Consider the following 2,617-nt stretch of genomic DNA (forward strand, 5'->3'; position numbering starts at 1 on the left):
TGCCAGCAACGGGCTGACCGCCCCCAACGGGCCCTCCCAGCAACGCGTCATCCGCCAGGCTCTTGCCAGTGCCCAGCTCTCGGCGTCCGAGGTGGATGTCGTGGAGGCGCACGGTACGGGTACGACGCTGGGCGACCCGATCGAGGCCCAGGCGCTCATCGCCACGTACGGGCAGGAGCGCGATGAGGACCGGCCTCTGTGGCTCGGTTCGGTGAAGTCGAACATCGGCCACACGCAGGCCGCCGCGGGCGTCGCGGGCATCATCAAGATGGTGATGGCGATGCGGCATGGTGTGCTGCCGCAGACCTTGCACGTCGACGAGCCGTCGCCGCACGTGGACTGGTCCGCCGGTGCGGTGGAGTTGCTCACCGAGTCCCGGCAGTGGCCGGAGACCGGCGGCCGCCCGCGCCGGGCTGGTGTGTCGTCCTTCGGGATCAGCGGCACCAACGCCCACACCATCATCGAGCAGGCCCCGGTGGTCGTGGAGACCCAACCGCTTCCGGCCTCGCCGAACAGTGCGCGTTCGGTGGTGCCGTGGGCGCTGTCTGCCAAGAGCACGGACGCCCTGCGTGACCAGGCGGCACGCCTGCGGGCGGTGCTGATGTCCGAGGAGGGGGCGGCCGCCCCAGCCTCGGTGGGTTACTCGCTGGCCGTGGGCCGTGCCGCCCTGGAGGAGCGGGCGGTGCTCGTCGCGGGTGACCGCGAGGACTTCGTACGTCAGCTGGGCGCCCTGGCGAGTGGCGAGGCGCCGGCCGGGACGGTCACCGGTACTCCGGTCGGCGGCAAGCTGGCGTTCCTGTTCACGGGGCAGGGCAGCCAGCGGCTGGGCATGGGCCGCGAACTGTACGACGAGTACCCGGTGTTCGCCCGAGCCCTGGACGAGGTCTTCGACCAGTTCGAACTGCCACTGCGTGAAACGGTCTTCGGGGAAGACCCCGAGCCGCTCGACCAGACGGCCTACACTCAGCCGGCCCTCTTCGCCATCGAGGTGGCGCTGTTCCGGCTGTTGGAGTCGTGGGGTGTACGCCCCGACTTCCTGTCCGGGCACTCCATCGGTGAGCTGGCGGCCGCGCATTGTGCGGGTGTGCTCTCGCTGGAGGACGCGTGCACGCTGGTCGCGGCGCGCGGCCGGCTGATGCAGGAACTCCCGGGCGGTGGGGCGATGGTGGCCGTGCAGGCCGCTGAGGAGGAGGTCGTCCCGTATCTGACGGATGCGGTGAGTATCGCGGCGGTCAACGGGCCGGCTTCGGTTGTGGTCGCCGGTGACGAGGACGCCGTACTGGGGATCGCTGCCGTTTTCGAGGGGCAGGGGCGGAAGACTCGGCGTCTTACGGTGAGCCATGCCTTCCACTCGCCGCACATGGACGGGATGTTGGAGGCGTTCCGGGAGGTGGCCGAGGAGCTGTCCTACGAGGCTCCGCGCATCCCGGTCGTCTCCAACCTCACCGGCGGTGTGGTGTCGGTAGAGGAGGTCGGTACGGCTGACTTCTGGGTGCGGCATGTGCGTCAGGCCGTGCGGTTCCTGGATGGTGTGCGGGTGCTGGAGGCCGAGGGCGTCACGACGTTCGTGGAGCTCGGTCCGGACGGCGTGCTGTCGGCCATGGCGCAGGAGTGTGTCACCGGGGACGACCACGCCTTCGTGCCCGCGCTGCGGAAGGCGCGTCCTGAGGCGGAGGCACTCACTACGGCGATCGCGCACGCCCACGTCAGGGGCATCGGCATCGACTGGCAGGCGTACTTCGCGGGGACTGGTGCGCGGCGGGTGGACCTGCCGACGTATGCCTTCCAGCGGGAGCGTTACTGGCTGGAGATTCCGTCTGCGCCGGTGTTGGGTGTTGGCGGGGTGGGTGTTGGTTCGGATTCCGTTGATGCCCGTTTCTGGGAGGCGGTGGAGCGGGGGGATCTGGCTTCGCTGGCGGCGGAGTTGGAGGTCGGTGCTGAGCAGCCGATGAGTGCTGTGGTTCCGGCGTTGTCGGCGTGGCGTCGGCAGCGGCTGGAGCAGTCGGTGGTCGACGGCTGGCGTTACCGGGTGGTGTGGCGGCCGGTGACGGAGCGGGCGGCCGGGGTGCTGTCGGGGACGTGGTTGGTAGTTGTGCCGGCCGAGGCCCAGGACGACGGTCTGGCCACCGCTGTGACCGGCATGCTGTCCGCTCGCGGCGTTGACGTACGGATCCTGCCCCTGGCGCCGGCTCTGGAGCGTGAGGACGTAGCCGCCCTGCTGCGTACGGCAGCAGCCGTGCCCGAGGGTGGAGCCCTCACCGGTGTTCTGTCCCTGCTCCCCGCTGTGCGGGAGTCCAACGCGCCTGTCGACTCGGCGGTGTTGGTGCAGGCGTTGGGTGATGCCGGTGTCGACGTGCCGTTGTGGTGTGTGACGCGGGGTGCGGTGTCGACGGGGCGTGCGGACCGGTTGGGTGGTGTGGCGCAGGCCGGTGTGTGGGGTCTGGGTCGGGTGGCGGCGCTGGAGTATCCCGGGCGTTGGGGTGGTCTGGTGGATCTGCCGCTGGGTGATGGTGCGGTGGATGGGCGTGTGCTGGGCCGGTTGGCGGGTGTGCTGGCTGGTTCGGGGGGTGAGGATCAGGTCGCGGTGCGGGCGTCGGGGGTGTTCGCTCGCCGGTTG

Annotated in this window: 1 protein-coding gene; it reads left to right on the top strand. The window is 70.3% G+C overall.

The genetic code is table 11. The features are described 5' to 3' along the window. On the top strand, window positions 1-2,617 hold a 2,617-nt coding region (locus tag IE217_RS34275; protein ID WP_190181871.1), incomplete at both ends, for a type I polyketide synthase.

It is taken from the genome of Streptomyces naganishii JCM 4654 (assembly GCF_014650575.1).
In the GTDB taxonomy this organism is placed as follows: domain Bacteria; phylum Actinomycetota; class Actinomycetes; order Streptomycetales; family Streptomycetaceae; genus Streptomyces; species Streptomyces naganishii.